9 protein-coding genes are annotated in these 16,684 nt (G+C 60.6%); 3 read left to right on the top strand and 6 right to left on the bottom strand.

The window, feature by feature from the left end; genetic code table 11:
• Positions 1-58: 58 nt before the first annotated feature.
• The 3 genes from J3U87_RS27705 to J3U87_RS27695 form a co-directional block, all read right to left on the bottom strand.
• Entirely contained in the window at positions 59-880 is an 822-nt protein-coding gene (locus J3U87_RS27705) for a hypothetical protein (RefSeq protein ID WP_237379032.1), read from the bottom strand.
• Between the two features lie 83 nt (positions 881-963).
• A complete protein-coding gene (locus J3U87_RS27700) occupies positions 964-1,521 on the bottom strand; it encodes a YceI family protein (RefSeq protein ID WP_237379031.1) in 558 nt (185 codons plus the stop codon).
• Between the two features lie 520 nt (positions 1,522-2,041).
• The gene (locus J3U87_RS27695) at positions 2,042-2,617 is read right to left on the bottom strand and encodes a lysophospholipid acyltransferase family protein (protein WP_237379030.1); all 576 of its coding nucleotides are present in this window, start codon (positions 2,615-2,617) and stop codon (positions 2,042-2,044) included.
• A 31-nt stretch (positions 2,618-2,648) separates the two neighbouring features.
• Here J3U87_RS27695 and J3U87_RS27690 point away from each other — a divergent pair, with 31 nt between their 5' ends.
• The gene (locus J3U87_RS27690; RefSeq protein ID WP_237379029.1) at positions 2,649-2,867 is read left to right on the top strand and encodes a hypothetical protein; all 219 of its coding nucleotides are present in this window, start codon (positions 2,649-2,651) and stop codon (positions 2,865-2,867) included.
• Between the two features lie 50 nt (positions 2,868-2,917).
• Here the strand turns inward: J3U87_RS27690 and J3U87_RS27685 are convergent, their stop codons facing one another.
• Positions 2,918-4,495 (bottom strand): bifunctional aminoglycoside phosphotransferase/ATP-binding protein, encoded by a 1,578-nt coding sequence (locus J3U87_RS27685; protein ID WP_237379028.1) that lies wholly within the window; start codon positions 4,493-4,495, stop codon positions 2,918-2,920.
• Between the two features lie 1,179 nt (positions 4,496-5,674).
• On the opposite strand from J3U87_RS27685, the gene J3U87_RS27680 reads away from it, so the two are divergent.
• Complete coding sequence (locus J3U87_RS27680; RefSeq protein ID WP_237379027.1) at positions 5,675-5,863, top strand: hypothetical protein; 189 nt, start codon at positions 5,675-5,677, stop codon at positions 5,861-5,863.
• 50 nt (positions 5,864-5,913) lie between these two features.
• Here the strand turns inward: J3U87_RS27680 and J3U87_RS27675 are convergent, their stop codons facing one another.
• Together J3U87_RS27675 and J3U87_RS27670 are read right to left on the bottom strand one after the other, a co-directional pair.
• Positions 5,914-6,603, bottom strand: a complete 690-nt coding sequence (locus J3U87_RS27675) for an NUDIX hydrolase (protein ID WP_237379026.1) — start codon at positions 6,601-6,603, stop codon at positions 5,914-5,916.
• 214 nt (positions 6,604-6,817) lie between these two features.
• The gene (locus J3U87_RS27670) at positions 6,818-8,284 is read right to left on the bottom strand and encodes a nicotinate phosphoribosyltransferase (protein WP_237379025.1); all 1,467 of its coding nucleotides are present in this window, start codon (positions 8,282-8,284) and stop codon (positions 6,818-6,820) included.
• A gap of 296 nt (positions 8,285-8,580) precedes the next feature.
• Here J3U87_RS27670 and pulA point away from each other — a divergent pair, with 296 nt between their 5' ends.
• Complete coding sequence (gene pulA, locus J3U87_RS27665; protein WP_237379024.1) at positions 8,581-15,348, top strand: pullulanase-type alpha-1,6-glucosidase; 6,768 nt, start codon at positions 8,581-8,583, stop codon at positions 15,346-15,348.
• The last annotated feature ends 1,336 nt before the right edge of the window (positions 15,349-16,684 follow it).

Genomic DNA, 16,684 nt, shown 5'->3' with positions numbered 1-16,684 from the left:
TTCAGCGATGTCCGGCGTCCCATGGGAAACCGAGCATCCGTTGGTGGCTGGGCACCAACTAGAACCCGGATTGGATGATGGCGAACGCGAGGGCCGCTCCGGCCGTTGCGCCAGGAACGGCGATTTTCTTGGTCAGGGAATGGGCAGGGAATAGCCCGGTGTAACCGGTCAACAGCAAAGCGAAGAGGAACAGGATCGCCGTCACGGGTTGCAGCTCGGCGTAGAAGAAGGCCATGGTGGTCAGACCGAGGAGAACGGTGCTGAACAGGTCGCGTGTGCCGGCAAAAACAGGAAGATCTTTGTTCCAAAAGCTCAAAAGAACCAGGGGGCCGGCCGCGGCGGCGAACGCACCCGCCAATTGCGCGAGGAACATGCTGCCCGACAGCGCGAACAGCAAGGCCGCCAGCGACGTGGCGCCGACGACGGAAAGGGTGCCGAAGCGGGAATGGTCCTCGAGATGGTCCCAGTTCCAGCGAAAAAGGACCGCAAAGGCCGTCAACCCGGCAAGCCACAAGGCCTTTAGGCCAAAGGATTCCCAATGGTATTCGAACATGGGCTGCAACATCGCAAAAAACAATGTCGCGAAGAAAAGGCCGATCGACCCGAGGGCGAGGGCCCGATTCGGCAAACGGCGTTGTACAGCGGTGAGTAGGCTCGCCACGGGAATGGCCAACAGCAGCCACTGACTCGCCTCATTGGGGGGAAACGAGGGCATGCCTCGCAAACCGAGATAGGCGCCGATGAACCCGATGCCCAGGGCCGCGATGCCGAATGGCGAAAAACGACGGCTTCGGTTGCGGGTGGCCAGCACGTAGGCGCCGACAACCAAGGCGCTGGAGAACAAGGGAAGCAGGACTCCGTAGAGGATCGGCGTGAACATGAGGTACTCCTTCAAATTGGGGATTCCCATTCTGTTCGGGGGTCCCGGCTACCGGGAACGGATAGCCGGGCCGCCTGTATCCTTTATTTCTTCAGTGCTTCGAGGGAGACGTAGATTTCCACTTCGCTGCCGATGCCGCCCGGCATGAAGTCGAGGCCGAAATCCTCGCGTTTCACCGTGAACGTCGATTCGAAACCGAGGCGATAACCACCCCAGGGATCCTTGCCCTCGCCGATTTTGATCAGTTCCAATGAGATGTTCTTGGACTTGCCGCGAATGGTCATTTTGCCTTCCACTCGAAAGCGGTCGTTCCCGGCCGGCTTGACGCTCGTCGCCTTGAATTTCATGACGGGGAACTGCTTGACGTTGAAAAAGTCGGGGCCCTTGAGGTGTTGATCGCGCTTTTCGTCCTGGGTATCCACACTGGCAGTGCGGATGGTGATTTCGATTTTACCGTTGTCCAGATCGACTTCGCCGGAAATGTCGTTGAAGCGTCCGACGGTGTTGCCGATGCCCAGGTGACCGACCTTGAAGGTGGCGAAGGCGTGGGAGCCATCCACTTGGAAGTTGGCCGCATGCAGTGCGGGAACGGTCGCGAAGGCGGTGAGAGCGAGTGCGGTAAGGGTCATCAAACGAGACATGGAAGTCCTCCAAAAGTGTTGTGTCATTTCGACGGAAGCCCCATGACCAAGTCTCGTGCCAGCTTGTGTTGTACTGTAACTGTTTGATAAAAAACAACATGTATAAAAACGAGAGAATGGTGAATGGTTAGGTGCGATCACAATGATGACGTGTTTCAATCATTTTGATCGAGTAGGGTGGCACGATTCACTCGCAAACGACCTGGCGACCCATTGAACCGAGGTCCATGGTTGTCCCCGAATTCACGGTCCCCGAATTCACCCGAGCGGGAGCCAGGTTTCGCTCAGACCCAGTGCAGGCACCCGAACCAAAATCTAGGATTCAAAAAAAATGTAGGGACAGCCAAGTCCGAGTTCACCGTTCTGGACTCTGGCATCCCGGAATTAGGTCTATTCGTGTGCATCCGGGTGATTCGTGGACAAATGGGTTTCACCCACCGAAGGTTCCACGACAGCCTACCTGGGTTTTCGGGAGATCCGGAGCCACGTCATTCGTGGAAGATCTGAGTCCCAAATGGGGTCAATCGCGGGGCCTGGGTCGGATCTCGCTCTGGTTCTTCGGGTATTTGCCTTGAACGCCGCGCTCCTTGTAGTAGGCCGCGATTTTCTCGAAGTCCTTTTCGATGTCACCGGTTGGGTGGAGCACCGGGCCGTAACCCACTTCCTTGCGTGCGTAGTCCAAAAACCCCAAGACGATCGGTATGTTGGCCTCGAGAGCGATGTAGTAGAAGCCGGTTTTCCAGTAATCTCTGCGGCCGCGTGTTCCCTCCGGCGGGATGACCACGTTCAGGTAGTCGCTTTCCTCGAAGGCCTTGACCATCTGGGCGACCGTGTCGTTCTTCTTCGATCGATCGATGGGAATGCCACCCATTGCACGGAAAAAGCCGCCGAACGGCCAGCGAAACACCGAGGCCTTCATCATGAAGGAGATGCGCTGATCTGTGGAAAAGCAGTAGAAGAGCATGTTCGGCAGGTCCCAGTTGGTGGTGTGTGGCACGGCCAAAGTGATGACCTTGGCTTCCGTGGGAATCTCACCCACCGCCTTGAAACCGAGAAGTTTCATGTAGGTCTTGCCGATCAAACGACGAACGGCCAACCAAAATCGTGAGCCTTGTTGAGGATGCGCCATGTATCTCGAAAAACCTGATTCGAAAATGTTTCCTGATTTCGGCAAGGCGATGCCAGGATTCGAAGCTGAAAAAGTGCCGTGGTACCGAAAACCCGAAGTGGGTGCCCACCAGATCCGCAAATCCCGAGTGTCGGAGGCGGCTCCGCTCCGGGGTGGACAGCTCACATGCAGTCGCGAGGAAGAACGGCATGTCGCCTCGCTGCGCCCTCCATTCTAGGCGGTTTTGCAAAAGGGTAGGGGAGTTTTTTCACGTTTTTTTGCAAAGCTTTAGAGGAACCCGGCGGGGACGCTCGGAAGAACCTGCGCCAGGGCCTCGCGCAGGCGGTGTTGCCAATCGCCATCGGTGTCGAGTTCGAACACGGGCTCGTCCGCTTCGAACCCTTGCCACTGCGCGAATTGGTGTGGGAGTAGGTCGGCGGTGGCATCGGACACATCCCCGATTCGATGGGTCAACCGATGACGCAGGATGGGTTCGTCGGCCCTGCACCAACAGAAATGGAGGCTCAATTGGGCTTCGTTCGCCGCCTGCAGAAGCTGGGCTCGCCAGGTCTGGCGGTCGAACTTGGCATCCACGATCACGGGCATGCCGGTTCGCGCCAGGGCCACCGCCTGCTCGATGAGTTCGGCGTAGGTCCTGCGGGTGTGTTCGGGATCGTAGAGATCGGCATCTCCCTGGCTGTCGAGCGGCTGATCGCCCAGGTGTTTGCGCAGGGCATCCGAGCGGAGATGGATTGCGCCGAGCAAGCCGGCGGCGTAGGCGGCCACCGTCGATTTACCGGCACCCGAGAATCCGGCCACGGCCACCATGCCCAGGTGCCGCGGTTGGGCGAAGCGCCAGGCCAGCCGATAGAATCCGGCCGCCTTTGTTTCGAGCTTGTGGCGTGCTTCGGAGCCCAGTGCTTCGTCGAGGCTCATCAGCGAGTAGACCTTGGCACGCACGTAGGCGCGCAGGGACACGTAGAACGGGATCAGGCGGGCGCCCGCGTAATCGCCGGTCCGTTCCAGGTAGGTGTTGAGGAACCCGAAGGCGAGGTCGAGGCGATCGCGGTAGACCAAATCCATGACCATAAATGCGACGTCGTAAAGTACGTCGATAAAGCGAAATGCTTCGTTGAACTCGATGCAGTCGAAAGGGCAGGGGTCGCCCTCGAACCAGCATACGTTGTTCAGGTGGAGATCCCCGTGGCATTCGCGAATGAAGCCGCCGTCACAGCGGGCGAGAAACCAGTCGGCATGCTCGGAGAACAGGCGATCGGTATAGGCCCGCGTTTCGTTCAATTGCTTTTCGGTCTGCAGGCAGCCCACGAACGCGGCCGTTTCGCGATAGTTGTCTTCGACCACTTTGCGCACTGCCCCGAGTGAGCCGAACCGCGTGATGTGTGGGCCGCGCGGGGCTTGGGCGTGGATATCGGCTAGGCGTACCGCCAGCCGACGCAGGTGCTCGGACTCGAGTCGACCGTCCGCGAACATGCGGCTGAACACATCCGCTTCGTCGAAACGGCGCATGCACACCACGTAGTCCACCACATCCTGTTCGGATCCCATGACGTACCCGGCCGCGCGGCGCCCGATGGGTCGTACCTCGCGGTACAGTTGCGGTGCGTAGCGGCGATTCAGGTCCAACTCGGCCTGGCAGTACGATTTGCGCTTGGCCAGCGTGGTGTAGTCCAGGAAACCGAGATTCAGGGGGCGCTTCAGCTTGTAGGCATAGGCGCCGGCGAGGAAAACGTGGGAGATGTGCGTGCGCACGACCTCGACCGGGGCGTCCACCTCGTGGGGATAGAATGCGCCATGGTGCATGGCCTCGATCAGGGGGGCTTGACGCGCCTCTTCCGGGGTGGTCACGACGGAACCTCCTCGTCTTGGTTCGGACCGGGTTTCGATCGATAGAGGTCGGCCCATCTTAACCGCCGACGACCCAAATCCCATTAAAGAATTCAGTGAGAATGGAGTGGAGGCGAGGGAGAGGATTTCTTTGTGGAGGCAGGGATGTTAATGGTTGGATTTGTTTTTACCACAGAGTCGTTGCCCAGGCCGGGGGCCTGGGTTTCAGGTCAGAAACTAATCGAAGCGAATCGCATAGGTGTGCCCGCATCTACGAAAGGGGCGTCGTGCCCGGTAGGTGCGCCGGCCCGGCGCACATTTTGAAGCCGACTTAGGATCGCGCCGACCCTCGAAAATATGTTGGAACTCCTCGCCTGGATACCTTCGACTAGTTCATCCGGCGGATGAACCTACCTGGCACGACGAATCTCTCCGCATTCGGGCGCTCCAAACGCAGCTTGTTCCAACAGATATTTTTAGCGTTATCTTCGAGCTTTACAGAGTTTGTTACATAAGAGCTCACCGTGATCGCGGAGAGCAGTTGGACCCAACACACCATCTTTCAAGTGAGTTCGTGGTTACTTGATTGAGGTGTCGTTGTTTAAGTATATGTAAATATTATACTTTTGCCCCGCGCTGTCCTGGTTGTCCTTTGGGAACTTACAAGAAACCGCCTCTTCCTGGCTCATTTTTGGCTAAAAAGTCTGCCCACGAATCACACCGATTGACACGAATTAAAGGAACATTCTTGGATCCCCTGTTCCCGATTTTTTGAAAGACCGGCGGTACGGCGTGGACGATTCCCTGGACATGCTTTGATTCGTGTCCATTCGTGAGATTCGTGGGCAAAATGGCCCTTTTCCAAGAAACTACGCCAATGACTCACCAATTCAAGCATGTGATCAAAAACCGTTTAACGGGTTTTACCTGTATGGAAGACGGCGGACGTGGACAAAGGTATTTAAGGTGTTATTTTGGATAATGCGATTTGTTTGTGCTTTTTGGTTGCTTCGTGCCTGCCTCGGTGAACTCAGTGAACTCTGTGGTTTAAAAGAAGTTATGTAGGTGTTGCCCTGCATCTACGAAGAAATTCCCACCAGAGATGAATGTGACGACGCCTCTCTCGGAGGCCTCTTTCCCACGAGTTCCGCGCCCGCTTTTGCGTAACCAAACGAAAACGACCTGAACGGGAGGGTTCGCATGATCAAACAGTTGATTCGCTTTATCGTGGCCGGCGTGGTGGCCTTCGTCGTATCGGTGCTGTTCGAGGAATTGGGCATGGGCCTGCTGATCGCCATTTTTATCGGCGTCTACCTCTTGACCTACACCTACGGCTGGATGGTGGATGGAGAGGATCTCTTGGATCTGGCGCTCGACGATGACGATTGAGGAGTCGGATGCGAGCGCGTTCCGCGCTCGGCCCTACCGTGACGGCGCCATTACACCTCGAAATTGAAGCCGCGCTGAACCAACTGATCGTATTTTTCCCGATCGAAGCGGTAGAGCTTGGCAGCCCGGTGCGCCACCTGTTGTTCGAATTCACCCGTGTCGATCAACAGGCCCATTCCCTGGATTTTTTTGCGGAAATTGCGTTTGTCGAGCTGTTTTTCCAGGATGACCTCATATAAGTGTTGAAGCTGGGTCAGCTTGAACTGTTCCGGCAACAACTCGAAGCCGATCGGCTGATAGCGCACCTTGCCTTTGAGCCGGGCCAGGGCGGTTTCCAGGATCTGTGCGTGATCGAAGGCCAGTTCCGGACGCTCGCGAACCGAGAACCAGGCCGTATTGGCGGCGTCTCCCGAGGCGCGAATGCCGTAACAGCTCAACTTGACAAGCGCGTAATAAGCGACCGAAATCACGCGCGTGCGCGGATCGCGATCGACCGCACCATAGGTATACAACTGCTCCAAATACAGGTTGTGGATCCCGGTCTCTTCTTCCAGCTCGCGGCGTGCGGCCTCCTCCAGCGATTCCTCCATTTTCACGAATCCGCCGGGAAGGGCCCAATAATCTTTGAAGGGATCCAGTCTGCGTTGGATGAGCAGGATCTTCAGGTCACCCTCGTCGAAGCCGAAAACCACGCAGTCGACGGTGACGGAGGGTCGAGGATAATGATAGGTGAATGCCATTTGAATCCTTTCCGATGTCGCGAGAGCGGCCTTGGATCGGGTTCCGCGCCTGCGGTCATCGAGGAAATGCGCCAGCCGGTGTTTTAACAAAAAGCGATCGGCCACCAAATTCCGGGTCTCGGGGTGAGGACCATCAGCAGGACAGGGCGCCCCAACCTCCAATCGTGGAAATCGTGCGCCCGATGTACGATCGCTCATCTTGGTCCCTATTGTGTCACGCCGTAGTGGTTTCGGTCGACTCCCGTAACTCTTTTATCAGGCTGGTTTTCAATCGGAACAGCTCGGATTCCACGCCGCAGGGGTAGGGATCCGGCTGAATCATGGCGCGCACCCCTTCGGGAAGCATGGCCAGTTGCTCGCCGGCGCGGGCCCGGACGCGATGCACCGACTCGGGCGGCACCAACACCGAACCGTCGCGGAACACCGGCTGTAACAGGTCCTGGCTGGTGGCCGAAGCGGGAATCGTCCAGGCCTCGCCCCCTCGGTAGGGCACCATTTCGCGCCGTTCCGGGCGGCTGAGGGTTTCTTCGTAGATCATGTCGCCGATGTAGCGGCCGTCCTGTTCGAAACGGCGCACTTGCAGGATGCCCGGGAGGGAGATCTTGATTTCCTGCTCGGACAGTTTCAACTTGTAGCGCCAGGCGTCGCCGTGCTCGCGCAAGGCGGTCAACTTGTAGACCCCGCCCAGCGCGGGCTGGTCGTAGGCGGTGGCCAGCTTGGTGCCGACACCCCAGACGTCGATGGCGGCGCCGTCGCGTTTGAGCTGGCTGATCGCGAATTCGTCCAGGTCGTTGCTGGCGACGATGCGGGTATCGTGGAAACCGGCTGCATCCAACAGGCCGCGCGCTTTTTTGCTCAGGGCACATAAATCGCCCGAATCGAGACGGATCCCCATGAGTTCCTGACCCTGGCCGCGCAGCCGGCGTCCTACCTCGATCGCGTGCCGCACGCCCTCCAGGGTGTCGTAGGTGTCCACCAGCAAAATGCAGTTGTTGGGCATGGCCGCCGCATAGGCCTCGAATGATTGGAGCTCGTCCTCGTAAGACATGACCCAACTGTGGGCGTGGGTGCCCTTCACGGGAATGCCGTAGCGCTGGCCGGCCAAGACGTTGGATGTGGCAGCGCAGCCGCCGACGTAGGCGGCGCGACTGGCGGTGATGCCGCCGTCGATGCCCTGGGCCCGACGCAGTCCGAATTCCAGGACGGGGTCGCCCTGGGCCGCTTGGGCCACGCGGGCCGCCTTGGTGGCCACCAGAGTCGGGAAATTGATCAGGTTCAGGAGCGTGGTTTCCAGGAGCTGGCATTGGAGCAGGGGACCGCGCAACCGGATCAGGGGTTGGTTGGCGAATACCACCGTGCCCTCCGGTGGGGCCGCCACCTCGCAGGTCAGTTCGAGCCCGGCTAAATAGTCCAGAAACGCGCGCGGGAAAAGTGCTTTGCCGTCGTGGCCCCGCAGCGTGGCGAGGTAGGCGACCTCCTCGTCACCGAAGCGGTAGGATTGTAGGAATTCGATCACTTCCGTCAGTCCGCAGAACACCGCGTAGCCCCCACCGAAGGGCGGTTTCCGGAAAAAAAGATTGAAGACGGCCTCGGAATCCGCGCGGCCGTGCTTCCAGTAGCCGGCCGCCATGGTGAGTTGATATAGGTCGGTGAGCATGGCGAGGTTAGACGGAACGGACATGGGCGCCTCCTTGTGGTGTAAAAAGTACACTAAGTTCGGGTGCTTGTCAATTCCGGCCCCCTACATTTTTAAAAAAACTTGTGACCGCTACCTTTCTCGGGTTTTAATTTCCGGCGAGATTCGTATTAATCCATTTTCGTCCACTGCGATTCGTATGGAATCCTTTGGTTTTTCGACCGTCCTTGGGTCGTGTTCGCTGGCATTCATCGAACCCATGCGGTGTTTCTCGTGCGATTTTTGGTTGCCGCATCGGTTTTCTTTTCATCGTGCACCCGCCCTTTATTCAAGGAGACAACATGCTTTCTGCAACGCCGCCTCGATGGTCGGCATTGATGCTTTTGGCCTTATGGCTTTGCTCTGCCTTTGCCGGCACACCCCCTTCCGCCTCTCACGATTCGATTCGCAAGGACAATCCCGATACCGTCACGATCGCCGGATCTCTACAGGCTCAACTGGGTTGTCCCGGTGATTGGCAACCCGAATGCAGTACGACCTTTCTCACCCTGGACGACGAAGACGACGTCTGGCAGGCGACCTGGACGGTTCCCGCGGGCGAGTACGCCTACAAGGCGGCCCTGAACGGGACCTGGGACGAAAATTACGGAGCGGATGCCACTGCAGGCGGCTCCGACATTATCCTGAACCTGACCGAAGAAACCGCGGTCAAGTTCTACTACGACCATCGCAGCCACTGGGTGACCGACAACCACAACGACCTGATTGTCACTGCCGCGGGAGACTTTCAATCCGAGTTGGGTTGTGGTGCCGATTGGGATCCCTCCTGCCTGGGCTCGTGGCTCCAGGACCCCGACGGCGACGGCATCTACCGATTGGATGTGACCCTGCCGCGAGGCGATTACCAGTGCAAGGCGACGATCGACGAGAGTTGGGACGTCAACTACGGCGCCGACGGTCAGCCCGGTGGCGACAACATCGCGTTTTCCGTGGAAGCGGATCAGGCCGACGTTACCTTCACCTTCGACCCTTCCGACAACCTGTTGCGGGTGGACGTAGACATACCGGTAGCGGGCGGTGAACCCGCCGTTCAGCACGCCATTCAGGACGAAGTGTTCTATTTCGTGTTGCCGGATCGCTTCGAGAACGGCCGCGTGGAAAACGATTTCGGTAGCGATCCCGGCGGCGACAGCGACGACGACCGTATTCGCCACGGATTCTGGCCCCAGGAAAAGGGATATTTCCACGGGGGCGACCTGGTCGGGCTCACCAATCGACTGGATTACCTTCAGAACCTGGGTGTCACCGCGATCTGGATGACGCCGGTCTTTCGCAATCGCACCGTCCAATCGGACACGACCAGCACGCTGGGCTTCGCTTCCGGTTATCACGGCTACTGGATCGTCGATTTCCTCGGCGTGGATCCGCACCTGGGCAGTGAAGCCGAGTTACGAGCCCTGATCGATGCCGCCCATGGCCGCGGCATGAAGATCTTTTTCGACCTGGTGGTCAACCACACTGCCGATGTGATCAGGTACGCCGAGGACGGGAACGCCTATCGTTCCAAGGAAGACGCGCCTTACCGGGACGCGGCGGGCAATGCCTTCGACGATCGCGATTACGCCGGTGGCGAGGCCTTCCCGGAGCTGGACCCGGCCACCAGTTTCCCCTATACGCCGACGTTCCCGACAGAGGCCGATGCCAACGCCAAATCGCCGGCCTGGCTGAACGACCCGATCTACTACCACAACCGCGGTAATTCCACCTTTGTGGGTGAAAACTCCCTTTACGGCGACTTTTTCGGCCTGGACGACCTGTTCACCGAGCATCCCGACGTGGTCGACGGGTTCATCGATATCTGCAAACACTGGATCGATGAATTCGGGATCGACGGGTTCCGGCTGGACACGGTCAAGCACGTCAACATCGAGTTCTGGCAGAGCTTCGCCCCCGCGGTGACGGCCCACGCCCAGTCCGCTGGCATCGCCGATTTCTTCATGTTCGGCGAGGTTTTCGAATTCAATCCGGCGCTGATTCGCAACTACACCACGGCGGGACGCCTGCCCTCGGCCCTGGATTTCGCGTTCAAGGGGGCGGCAGAAGGCTTCGCGGTTCACGGTGCGCCGACACATGACCTGCGCGGCTTCTTCGAGGCCGACGATTACTACACGGACGCCGACAGCAACGTCTATCAAATGGCCACCTATCTCAGCAATCACGATTCGGGACGGTTGGGCTTCGCGCTGCGGTCCCAGCCCACCAACGACGCGGAGCGCATGTCCCGCTTTCGCCTGGCCCATGCATTGATGTTCTTCGCGCGCGGTTTCCCGATCCTGTACTACGGCGACGAGCAGGGATTCGTGGGCGGCGGAGGCGACAAGGACAGTCGCGAAGACATGCTGGCCAGCCAAACGGCGGACTACAACGACAACGACCTGATCGGCACCGATGCGACCACCGCCCAGGCCAACTTCGACCAGAGCCATCCGTTGTATCAGGCCATCGCCGAGCTGAGTGCGACGCGTGCCGCCGAATCCGGCTTGCGTCGCGGCTTCCAGATCACGCGCTACAGCCAGCCCCAGGCCGGGATCTTCGCCTTCTCGCGAATCGACCCCGAAACCCGAGTCGAATACGTGGTGGCGCTGAACAACGGTACCGCCGAGGCATCCGCCCAAATCGCCACCTTCAGTCCGGCCACGGCCTTCGAAGCCGTCCTGCCCGCGGGCGGCAGCGCCCTTCAAGCCAACGACGCCGGCCAGCTCGATTTCTCCCTGGCCGGGTTGTCCTACGCCGTGTACCGCGCGGCCGCACCGATCTCCGTTCCCGCGCCGTCCGCACCGACCTTCACCAACCCGACAGAGGGGGGTTCGGTCGATGGCCTCGTCGAAGTCGCCGTGAGCGGCAACGAAAACACGTTCGGCACCCTGTCCTTCGCGGTTTCGGTGGATGGCGGTGACTGGCAACCGATCGGCACCGACACCAACCCACCCTATCGCGTGTTTTTCGACACGACCGAAATGGCCTCGGGGACCCCACTGCGGTTCCGCGCCATTTTCGACGACCTGGCCGGTCAGGCGCGCGCGACCGAAGTTTCCGCTCAGGTGGGTAGTGGTTCCGACAGCACGCCGTCCTTCGCGATCGTCCACTACCAGCGCGAGGATGGCGATTACGGCGATCATACGACGGGCGATTTCAACGATTTCTGGGGGCTCCACCTGTGGGGCGACGCCATAGACCCCGACGAAGCCACCGAATGGCCTGCACCCAAGCCCTTTTTGGGTGAGTCCAGCTACGGTCGTTTCGCCTGGATCGGGCTGTCCGGCCTGCCAGGAGCGGTCAACTTCATCGTGCACCGCGGCGACACCAAGGACGGCACGGATGCCGATCGCGCCTTCGACATCAACGAGGCAAACCAGATCTGGATCCGCCAGGACGACGGCAGTCACTACTTCTCCCAGGCCGCGGCCGAAGGGGCGGCGACGATCCGTTACCAGCGGCCGGACGGCGATTACGGCGTGGGCACCGAAGCCTATTGGGGCCTGCACCTGTGGTCCGAAGATGGCGCCAACGCCATCGATCCGGCCATCGAAACCGATTGGGGCGCACCTCGCCAGCCCGATGGCGTCGACGAGTTCGGTGCCTGGTGGCGTCTTCCGCTGAATCCCAACGATCCGGCGGCCGCTTCGAAGCCGCTCAAGTTCATCATTCACAAACCCGGTGGCGACGATACGGGCCCCGACGGTGATCGTGAGCCCGGTGGCGATCGTTTCTTCACACCGGCCGAAACGCCCGCGATCTGGGTGTTGGCCCAAGACGAGACGCTCTACCGCGAGCGCGGCGCCGCCGAGAACTACGCGACCATTCACTACCATCGCCCCGATGGCGACTACGGCGACACCGACAGCGACGATTTCACCCAGTTCTGGGGCCTGCATGTCTGGAACGGCGCCGCATCGCCGACCGGTTGGACCTCGCCGATCAAGCCGGCGGGTCGCGACGGGTTCGGCGTGTACTTCCGCGTTCCGCTTCAGGACGGCGCAACGGAGCTGGCCTACATCATCCATCGCGGCGACGAAAAAGACCCCGATGCCGACATGTTCCTGGACCTGCGCAACGTGGGTTACGAGGTATGGCAGCTCTCGGGTGCCGATCCCGAGGATCCCTACCTGTTGCCGCGTCGAGGCGCGGGACCCGGCGGTCCCAATCCCGGCAATATCAACGAAAGACGCGCCTACTGGGTCAGCCGGGACCAAATCCTGTGGGAAGGCGCGGATGACGCGGGCTTGATCTACACCTTGCACAGTGATCCGGACGCCAACCTGGCCACCTCGGATTCCGGTGTGGAAGGCGGCACCTCGGTGACCCTGGCGCTGGATCCGAACGGTGCCGATCAGGCCGTGCGCGAGAAATTCCCGCACTTGGCCGATCTACCGGCCCTGCGCCTGCCCGACCTGGATCGAGCCACCCTGATCGAGCTGTTGCGCGGTCAGTTGGCGGTCGGTGCAGTGAACGGCGACGGCGAGGCCAACGGCGCCACGGGCCTCCAGATTCCGGGTGTTCTGGACGACCTGTTCGCGGCCGCCCGCGACGAAGCGCTGGGGATTGTCTGGCGCGACGAGGTGCCGACGTTCCGAGTCTGGGCGCCGACGGCGCAGCACGTGGAGCTCCACCTGCACCAGGGTGCCTTTACCGAGGATCTCGGCGTACGCGAGATGACCTTCGACCCTGAAACCGGGATTTGGGAGGCCACGGGCTCGCCCGACATGCGCGGGACCTATTACGTGTACAACACCAGGGTGTACATGCCCGGTCTGGGCTTGCTGACCCATCGCGTCACCGATCCCTATTCGCTGGGTCTGGCGATGGGCTCGGAGCGCTCGCTGATCGTCGACATGCACGATCCCGCCACCCAGCCTGCCGATTGGGACGTCCTGGCCAAGCCGGCATTGGCCGCGTTCGAAGACATCACGATCTACGAATTGCATCTGCGCGATTTCAGCATCACCGACACCACCGTGCCCAGCGAATGGCGGGGCCGCTACAAGGCGTTCAGCGCCAGTGGCTCCAACGGCATGAACCACCTGCGGTCGTTGGCGGCCTCGGGCCTGACCCACTTGCACCTGTTGCCGGTGTTCGATATCGCCACGATCATCGAGGATGCGGGCCAACGCATCGAGCCGGATTTCGACGAATTGGCCGACCTGCCCGCGAATTCCGACATGCAGCAGGACATCGTCTCCGCCACCTCCGACGCGGACGGGTTCAACTGGGGCTACGATCCCTGGCACTACACCGTGCCGGAAGGCTCCTATGCCACGGAACCCAGCGGTTACGGCCGGATTCGCGAATTCCGCGAAATGGTGGCCGCCGTCAACAAGCTCGGTTTGCGGTTCGTCATGGACGTGGTCTACAACCACACCAATGCCTCCGGGGCCAGTTCCCGCTCGGTTCTGGACCGCCTGGTGCCGGGCTACTACCACCGCCTCGACGAATCCGGCAACGTCACCAACAGCACCTGCTGCGACAACACCGCCGCCGAGCACACGATGATGGAAAAGCTCATGGTCGATTCGCTGGTGGTCTGGGCGCGCGACTACAAGGTGGATGCGTTCCGCTTCGACCTCATGGGTCACCACATGAAACGCAACATGCTGGTGGTCCGCGAGGCGCTCGACGCGCTGACCCTGGCCGAGGACGGCGTCGACGGCAAAGGCATCTACCTCTACGGCGAAGGCTGGAACTTCGGTGAGGTGGTCAACGGCGCCCGCGGCGAGAACGCCACCCAGCTCAACATGGCCGGCACGGGCATCGGCACCTTCAGCGACCGTCTGCGCGATGCGGTGCGCGGCGGCGGTCCCTTCGACAACGGTCCGGACCTGGCCCGTCAGGGTTTCGCCAACGGCTTGCACACGGATCCCAACCACCTGCCGCAAGGGGATACGCTGGCCACGCTGCTGCTGCTCTCCGACCAAATTCGCGTGGGCTTGGCCGGAAACCTCGCCAACTACCAATTCGAGGATCGAACCGGGACCCCGGTGACCGGTGCCCAGGTGCCCTATGGCGATCAGCCGGCGGGTTACACGCTCGATCCCCAGGAAGTCATCACCTACATCAGCAAACACGACAACCAGACGCTGTACGACATCAACGTCTACGGCCTGCCGCTGGAGACCGCCATGGCCGACCGGGTGCGCGCCCAAATGCTGGGCCTGAGCCTGGTGACCTTGGGCCAGGGCGTGCCCTTCTACCATGCCGGGGTGGACATGTTGCGCTCCAAGTCTTTGGATCGCGACAGCTTCAACTCGGGCGACTGGTTCAATCGCCTCGATTTCAGTTACGAAACCAACAACTTCGGCGTGGGCCTGCCCGTGGCCGAGAAGAACTTCGACAACTGGGACCTGATGGCGCCGCTGCTGGCCAATCCCGAACTGGTGCCGAGTGGCGACCACATCGTCAAATCGGCCGCCCTGTTCCGCGAACTGCTGCGCATTCGCTACAGTTCCGAGCTGTTTCGACTGCGCACGGCCGCCGATGTCCAGGACCGTTTGCGCTTCCACAACACGGGACCCGACCAGATTCCCGGCGTGATCGTCATGACTGTCGAGGATTTGGAGGAGGCCGACCTGGATTCGCGTTACGACGCGGTTGCGGTGGTATTCAACGGCACACCGAACCAAATCGACTTCCAGGCCGATTGGTTCGCGGGCCGCACGATGGCGCTGCATCCGGTTCAGGCGAGTTCCATCGATCCGGTGGTGCGCGACGCCGGTTTCGATGGCGAGAGCGGAACCTTGACGGTTCCGGGCCGCACCGTCGCGGTGTACGTGGAACCGGCCGACGCCGCCGACGATGTGCTGCTGATCGGCATCGAGGAACTCATCGGGGTGGTCACGGTACATATCAACGACGGCACCCTGGGACCGCTGATCGGGACCCGTTTGCTGACGCTGCTGAACTCGGCGCGCCTGTTCGCGATCAGCGACCAGGACGACTTCGCGCGCATCATGCTGCGAGTCACGCGGTGGTGGGTGCTTCGCGGTGACGTGCCGCCCGAGGTGGCCGACGCGTTGTTGGCGATGATCGAGCCGTTGCTGAACAGCGGCGACTGACCGACATCGATTCAATCGCGAACGAAGGCCCCACCGGATCCCGTTCGGTGGGGCTTTTTTTGCGCCAACGAAGCGCGCATGCACGGCGTTCCCGCAGCCCGAGAGAGGCGTGGTGCCCGGTAGGTGCGACCGCTGGTCGCACGAGACGAAGCGATCCCAGCTCAGGGTCCCCGAATCAGGAGAGAGGCGTGGTGCCCGGTAGGTGCGACCGCTGGTCGCACCAGACGAAGCGATCCCAGCTCGGGGTACCCGAACCAGGAGAGAGGCGTGGTGCCCGGTAGGTGCGACCGCTGGTCGCACCAGACGAAGCGATCCCAGCTCGGGGTACCCGAACCAGGAGAGAGGCGCGGTGCCCGGTAGGTGCGACCGCTGGTCGCACCAGACGAAGCGATCCCAACTCGGGGTACCCGAACCAGGAGAGAGGCGTGGTGCCCGGTAGGTGCGACCGCTGGTCGCACCAGACGAAGCGATCCCAGCTCGGGGTACCCGAATCAGGAGAGAGGCGTGGTGCCCGGTAGCTGAGGGAGCCACCCAAGCCAGCGTGCTCTACCAATCGAAGCAACGTGCATAGAACAAACACGTTACAGGAAGAACAGTACGCATCGGCTCGACGTTGTCCCTTCGCCGAAGTAATGTTGCCAAGAGTTCCCGCCAGCGGAGAGATTCGTGGAGCCAGAAAGGTCAATCACGAGGGGCAAGCCCGCTGGATGAACCGAATAGGCACGACGTCTCTCTCGACATGGGGGAACTCCCGATCGAGATCGCTTCGAAATGTCGGCCGGGCCGGCTTACCGCCCCTGACCAACCTACTGCAACGACGCCTCTTACAACATGCGGGTACTCCCAGCCCCAAAGCTTCGGAATGTGCGACCGGCGGTCGCACCTACCTGGCATTGCGTCTCTTGTGAGTTTGGCGGAGACTCCCGATCTTGATCACTTCGATTGGTGGAGCAGGCTGGCCTGGGCGGCCCCCTCACCTACAGGCACGGCGTCTCTCTCGACATGGGGGAACTCCCGATCGAGATCGCTTCGAAATGTCGGCCGGGCCGGCTTACCGCCCCTGACCAACCTACTGCAACGACGCCTCTTACAACATGCGGGTACTCCTAGCCCCAAAGCTTCGGAATGTGCGACCGGCGGTCGCACCTACCTGGCCTGACGTCGCTCTCGACTTGCGGGTACACCCAGCCGAGAAATTTCGATGGGTGGCGGCTGAATCCGCGTTCAAAGAACGTCGCGCCAGATCGAAAAATCCCGGGTGTGGTTCGCCGCCTGTGTTAAGATAAGTCGCTCCCTACGTTGTTTTTTTCCTGTGTCTTTGCCACTGTTGCGGGTT

This window comes from Sulfidibacter corallicola, from assembly GCF_017498545.1.
Classification (GTDB): Bacteria; Acidobacteriota; Holophagae; order Acanthopleuribacterales; family Acanthopleuribacteraceae; genus Sulfidibacter; species Sulfidibacter corallicola.
This window is presented reverse-complemented; position numbering and strand designations above follow the sequence as displayed.

Excerpts from the sequence above, each read along its gene's own strand:
- J3U87_RS27705 (WP_237379032.1), bottom strand. The coding sequence starts at position 880 with ATGTTCACGCCGATCCTCTACGGAGTCCTGCTTCCCTTGTTCTCCAGC.
- J3U87_RS27700 (WP_237379031.1), bottom strand. The coding sequence starts at position 1,521 with ATGTCTCGTTTGATGACCCTTACCGCACTCGCTCTCACCGCCTTCGCG.
- J3U87_RS27690 (WP_237379029.1), top strand. The coding sequence starts at position 2,649 with ATGTATCTCGAAAAACCTGATTCGAAAATGTTTCCTGATTTCGGCAAG.
- J3U87_RS27680 (WP_237379027.1), top strand. The coding sequence starts at position 5,675 with ATGATCAAACAGTTGATTCGCTTTATCGTGGCCGGCGTGGTGGCCTTC.
- J3U87_RS27675 (WP_237379026.1), bottom strand. The coding sequence starts at position 6,603 with ATGGCATTCACCTATCATTATCCTCGACCCTCCGTCACCGTCGACTGC.
- J3U87_RS27670 (WP_237379025.1), bottom strand. The coding sequence starts at position 8,284 with ATGTCCGTTCCGTCTAACCTCGCCATGCTCACCGACCTATATCAACTC.
- pulA (WP_237379024.1), top strand. The coding sequence starts at position 8,581 with ATGCTTTCTGCAACGCCGCCTCGATGGTCGGCATTGATGCTTTTGGCC.